The organism is Flavobacterium sp. CG_9.1, from assembly GCF_015751645.1.
GTDB classification, from domain to species: Bacteria; Bacteroidota; Bacteroidia; order Flavobacteriales; family Flavobacteriaceae; genus Flavobacterium; species Flavobacterium xanthum.
The window spans coordinates 1-5,744 of record NZ_JADOVC010000058.1; the positions used below are offsets into that span (position 1 = coordinate 1).

The window sequence follows — 5,744 nt, forward strand, 5'->3', positions numbered from 1 at the left end:
CTTCTGATCTAAAGTCCATTTCTTGTATTTCATGTTTCAAATATATAAGTTTGAAATTTAAAATAACACTCCGAACTTATCGGGGGCTAAAATAACTAGTTCCCGAGAATGATAAAAATGAAATAGAAAATCTATTGATGCAACAGAACATAATTTCAGACCCATTAAGATACAAATATTGCCCATTATATAATCTTCCAATTGTTTCTAATACAAATAAAGATTGCTATAATTCTGAAAAGTTGATTGATCAAATATTTACTTTACCTACACATGAGGGGTTAGACATAATGGATCTAGATACTATGATTGATGTAATAAAAAAATACTATGCTTAAACAATTCACAACTAGTGTATTTATCATTAATAAATATGAAAATGATTTAAAAATTCTACTTATTAATCATAAAAAATTTAATCGTTGGATGGTTCCTGGCGGTCATATCGAATCCTTTGAAAATCAGATAGAAGGGGTGATTAGAGAGGCTAAAGAAGAGACAGGATTAAATATAAAACTTTTTTCTTTTCTTCACAAAGAAAAAAAAGTTGAAGATTCAGAATGGCTTTTACCACCGGAATTTTTTTATCAACAATTAATCCCTGCTTCTAATAAAGAAAACGCACATTATCATTTAGATTTTGCATACTTGTCTTTTGTTCATGAAACTGAATTTGTTTTCAATACTAAAGAAACTAAAGATATAATGTGGATAAATTTAAATGAATCCATAAACTTAAATCTATTCGAGGGAACAAAAATTATAATTAACGAACTAATAACAAAATTTAATAACAACGAAAAAATATTATATGAACAAAAAGAATAAAAAAGTTAGAGTCGGCTTAATTGGTCTTGGTGAACAAATGCTAGACAATTTATTGCCATCAATTTTATTAACAAATAAGTGTGAAATAATCTCCTTATGTGATATAAGCGAACTCGTTCTGAAAGAAATGGGAGAGAAATTACATGTTGAAAATTTATACTCTGATTACGCAAAAATGATAATTAAGGAATCTTTTGATATCATTTTTGTAGCCTCTACTCCTGAAGTTCATTACAATGTGATTAAATTATGTATCGAAAACAAGATTGCTGTTTTTGTCGAAAAACCTCCTGTAAGAAATATTCTAGAACTTAAAAACATTCTAGAACTGAATAGCCAAAACATCCTTATTGGAGTCGGCATGAATTTTAGCTATTCAGATTCACATAATTCAATAATTGAATTAATAAATGACAAAGACTTTGGTAAACTATCGTCTATTACAATTGAGCATCTATCAAGCAAACCTATTGAGCCATTTTGGAATTTTGATTCAATCATAGAATCCTTTTTATTAGCTCAATTAATACACCCGCTTGATTATCTATTACGAATGGGGGGCAAATTCAGTAAAATAAATGTCTTTTGTTCAAAGAACATTCAGCCCTTTTTCTTAAGTGTTGTTATTGAATTTGAAAATGGAATTGTGGGACATATAAAAAGCGGTTCGTTTTATCCGAGATTTAGACATCAAATTGAAATAACTAGCGAAAACGGGAATATTATTAATGTAGACGACTTGTCTAAAGCTGAAGTTACAACTAAAAATATTGACTTGCCATTTAATATTAACCCGAATAAATGTAATATAATAAGCCATAAAAGCCCATTAAAATCAGGCTATAGTTCTGCGGGCTACAGTAATGAAGTAACAAATTTTCTGAAATCATATTTGGAAAACATCCCTTTTGAAACAAATCTAAAAAGTATGATTAATACTTATTATGCATTGACCGAAATTCACGAAAAAATATTAAAAATAACTACACCTTTAGAGCAATGCATAATATCAAACTAATTTCTATTGATTTAGACGGGACTCTTCTTAAAAATGATTTTTCCATTAGCGATAAGTGCATCCAAGCAATCAGATTTCAAAAAAAGAAGGATATAATAATCGTGTTTAACACTTCAAGACCTCTGAAGTTATTGCCTAAAAACTTATACGAAGAGTTTTATGATGATTATTGGATACTTTCAAATGGAGGTTTTTGTATAAAATCAGGAATCAAAATATTTGAAAATTTAATTGAGTCAAATAATGTCAAAAACTTATCTAAATCATTTACAACATTATATAAAAACACCTTTTTTTCGATAGAGTCAAACAATGAAATTTTTTCAAGTTTTGAGAGTTTTGACAAATGTTCACAGTATTTTGCTCAACAAATAAGTAAAAAAGATCTTGAAAAAAAGGACGTTACTAAATTTTTAATAATAGATGAAGGAAAAGAAAAAATATGTTTAGAGACTTTAAAAACATTCTTACCAATAAATTCAAAACTTTTAATTACAGATAACAATAAGTATATTCAAATAATGCCCAAAATGTCTTCAAAATTATTAGGTGTTTTAGAATTGATAAATGGTTTAGATTTCTCTTTAGAAAATGTGTTGTCATTTGGGGATGATTTAAACGATTATGAACTAATCAAAAACTCTGGTATTGGAGTAGCAATGGAAAATGCTCATTCTGAAATTAAAAAGGTTTCTAAGTATGTAACTAAATCAAATGAAGAAAATGGTATATATCATTTTTTAAACAATAAAATTTAAATGAAAAAAGAATTCATATTCACAGAGTTATTAGTTCAGTTATCGTTAACAATAATAAAACCAATCATTTTTATTATTGCTTTCAGCCCGTTTGTAATATCTATTATTTGTCAAAAATATTTATCAAATCTGCATTTTTTTATTTCTATTTCTTTATCTTTAATATTATTTCCTGTATTAACGCTATTACTAATAGCCATAATATTTAAATTACTTCCAAATGTTCCTAATGGTAAACATAATTTTTTTACAAAAAACTATTATATATGGTTATTTAAAGACCTTATCCATGAAACTGTTGTAACTTCTAGTTTTTTAAACAATTTAGTCATTAGAATAAAACCCGTTAGGTATATCTTTTATTCAATAATTGGAATGCCTAATAAGAGTTTCATTATTTTAGCAAATGATGTTCGAATCTTAGATCCTGATAGGGTTCATGTTGGTAAATTTACGTTCATTGGAATTAATACAATATTAAGCGGTCATATAATTCGTTCAGGTAGATTAGTCCTTGAAAAAATTCACATTGGTAATAATAACATTGTAGGTGCATTTTGTTCTGTTGCTTGTGGTGTAAAAACTGGAAATGATTGCAAAATTGACTCATTTGTAACTTTAAATAATAATGTTACTATTGGAAATAATTCTGTTGTTTTAGGGAAATCTTTAATTGATAGCTATGTAAAAATAGGTGATAATGTTAGAGTAGGTAAATCATGTATTATTGGGACAAATACAGTAATAGAAGATAAAGCAATTATTGGAGATTATTTAAGAATAGGAAGTAATAAAATCATTAAAAAAGGGGAAATCATTAAAACGGATATCTTATAAAAAAATTTATGATTCCACTTTTAAAACAAAACATAAAACTTGCATTTCCAATATTTTTAGGGCAATTAGCTTTCACATTTATTAGTTTTATTGATAACATAATGATAGGCAGATTAGGGGCTTCGCCTCTTTCTGCCTTTTCATTAAGCAATAATCTTATATTTTTAGCTTTTGCTCTAAATATTGGATTTACCATGATGTTTACACCTCTCATTTCAGAAATGTATTGCATTGGTAAAATTAAAGAAACTAAAAACATACTTTTTCACGGTTTTGTCGTTTACACAGTTTTGGGTATTATATTATTTGTAATACTCAAAATATTATTATTCAACCTTTCCAACTTTGGTCAATCAGAACAGGTTGTAAAAACAGCAAAGCCTTATTTCTCAATTCTATTATACTCATTTATTCCCGCATTTTTATTTCAAATACTCAAACAATTTTCAGATGGCGTAAGCAAACCAAAAATTGCAATGTATTGCATTTTGGCTTCTCTTATTTTAAATGTTTCTCTTAATTATTGTCTTATTTTTGGCAAATTTGGTTTGCCTAAACTTGGCTTATTGGGTTCAGCAATAGGCACATTAATATCAAGATGCTTTCTATTCTTCGTATTATTAATTTGCATATTAAAAAATAATGAAACAAAGATTTTCTTCAAAAATTTAATAAACCATAAATTTAAATTCAGTTCTGCAAAACAAATTATAAGTTTAGGTTCTTTCTCTAGTTTTCAAGTCTTTTTTAAAATAACACTTTTAACTTCAAGTGTTATTTTATCAGGAAAATTAAGTACAACAGCTCAAGCATCAAATCAAATAATTTTAAGTATTTCAGCACTTATGTTTTCCATCCCTTTCAGTTTAGGAACAGCATCAGCCATACAATCAAGTAAACTATTAGCACAAAAAAACAGTATCCTATTTAAAAAATCGTTACAATCATTTTTTATTTTATCCTTATTTTGTTCGGTTATCTTTACAATAGTTTTTCAAATTTTAAAAAATAAAATACCTACTATTTATATAAATGATAATTCAGTAATTTTTACAGTTGCAAATACATTTGTGTTTTTATCATTATTCCAATTAATAGATAGCCTTGAAACAATAGCTTTAGGGACACTAAAAGGAGTCAAGGATACTTTAAAGCCTTTTTTTATTGCATTTTTTTCTTATAATATAATTGCAATTCCATTATCAATTATATTATCCAAGATTATAGGAATTAAAGGGATTTGGTTAGGTTTATCCATCGGTTTAATTATTTCATTATTATTTTTAATTGCCAGAATAAGGCGACTATATCAAAATTCATAAAAAGGTTACGTTTTTTAAAAATTATAAATTTGTGTTTTTAACAAACTAAAAATCAAATATTATAGCTTCTAGATCAAGGCAAGAGACCTTTATATAATTATTGCACAAAATTAAATAAGAACATTACCGCATCATTTTAACACCAAAATTGGAGCATCTGGAAATGGTATTTCTGGTGGTCAAAAACAAAGAATTTTAATTGCTCGTGCCGTTTATAAAAACCCACATTATATTTTTTTTGATGAAGCTACATCAGCTCTTGATGCTGAGAATGAAAAAATTATACATGATAATCTTCAAGAATTTTTTAAAGGAAAAACAGTTGTTACTATTGCGCATCGTTTAAGTACCGTAAAAAATGCTGACAACATTGTAGTCCTTAAAGACGGTAAATTGTAGAACAAGGAAATCACCCTGAACTGGTATATAATAAAGCTAATTATTATGATTTAGGAAAGAATCAATTGGAATTAGGGAACTAACAAATTTGTTTAAAAAAAAAATTATTGCATTTATTCAACTTCCCTACTTCAATGTAATCGGGATTTTTTATATACAATCAGAATAGTATTATAGCCCAATCTTTCACAATTTCTCCAAGTATTTATATATGAGTTTTGTGTATTGTTTACAGTAGTGATTTAGCCTTTATAAGATGAACATTTTAACATACTTTACTTAAAAACTGCCTTTTTTGTTAAAGGTTGTTATCACTATACCTAACATTCCATTTCTTCTTCATATTTTCGGGACGGGTAATTTTAACATTATTAATGCCGCATAGTCATTTATATTCATAAATAACCATACAGAAACACTATATTTCTAGAAATTTAAATCTATAAAAGTTGTTTTATGAAATATAATAATTTAATTATTAGTATTTAATATGCTGCTCCCCAAAAAACGTACAATTTTTTGCTTTAAATTAAGATAGGATTAAAAACCTTAAATTAGCAGAATTATGTCAAGAACAAGAAG

At 26.6% G+C, this 5,744-nt stretch carries 5 protein-coding genes and 1 pseudogene; all 6 read left to right on the forward strand.

Annotation, left to right across the window (positions count from 1 at the left end; genetic code table 11):
• The first annotated feature begins 330 nt into the window (after positions 1-330).
• Positions 331-828, forward strand: a complete 498-nt coding sequence (locus tag IWX83_RS16805) for an NUDIX hydrolase (protein ID WP_196831318.1) — start codon at positions 331-333, stop codon at positions 826-828.
• Positions 812-1,846 (forward strand): Gfo/Idh/MocA family protein, encoded by a 1,035-nt coding sequence (locus IWX83_RS16810; protein WP_196831319.1) that lies wholly within the window; start codon positions 812-814, stop codon positions 1,844-1,846. The genes IWX83_RS16805 and IWX83_RS16810 overlap by 17 nt, the downstream gene beginning before the upstream one ends.
• A complete protein-coding gene (locus IWX83_RS16815) occupies positions 1,828-2,604 on the forward strand; it encodes an HAD-IIB family hydrolase (protein WP_196831320.1) in 777 nt (258 codons plus the stop codon). Before IWX83_RS16810 ends, IWX83_RS16815 begins: the two co-directional genes overlap by 19 nt.
• Positions 2,605-3,441, forward strand: coding sequence for a hypothetical protein (locus IWX83_RS16820; protein WP_196831321.1), 837 nt, complete (start codon positions 2,605-2,607; stop codon positions 3,439-3,441).
• 8 nt (positions 3,442-3,449) lie between these two features.
• Complete coding sequence (locus IWX83_RS16825; protein WP_196831322.1) at positions 3,450-4,763, forward strand: MATE family efflux transporter; 1,314 nt, start codon at positions 3,450-3,452, stop codon at positions 4,761-4,763.
• Between the two features lie 132 nt (positions 4,764-4,895).
• Positions 4,896-5,245, forward strand: a pseudogene (locus IWX83_RS16830) (ATP-binding cassette domain-containing protein); the annotation flags it as partial.
• Between the last annotated feature and the right edge of the window lie 499 nt (positions 5,246-5,744).

What these genes read in the sequence shown, in the direction of transcription:
- IWX83_RS16820 (WP_196831321.1), top strand. Translation starts at nt 2,605, where the DNA reads ATGAAAAAAGAATTCATATTCACAGAGTTATTAGTTCAGTTATCGTTA.
- IWX83_RS16825 (WP_196831322.1), top strand. Translation starts at nt 3,450, where the DNA reads ATGATTCCACTTTTAAAACAAAACATAAAACTTGCATTTCCAATATTT.
- IWX83_RS16805 (WP_196831318.1), top strand. Translation starts at nt 331, where the DNA reads ATGCTTAAACAATTCACAACTAGTGTATTTATCATTAATAAATATGAA.
- IWX83_RS16810 (WP_196831319.1), top strand. Translation starts at nt 812, where the DNA reads ATGAACAAAAAGAATAAAAAAGTTAGAGTCGGCTTAATTGGTCTTGGT.
- IWX83_RS16815 (WP_196831320.1), top strand. Translation starts at nt 1,828, where the DNA reads ATGCATAATATCAAACTAATTTCTATTGATTTAGACGGGACTCTTCTT.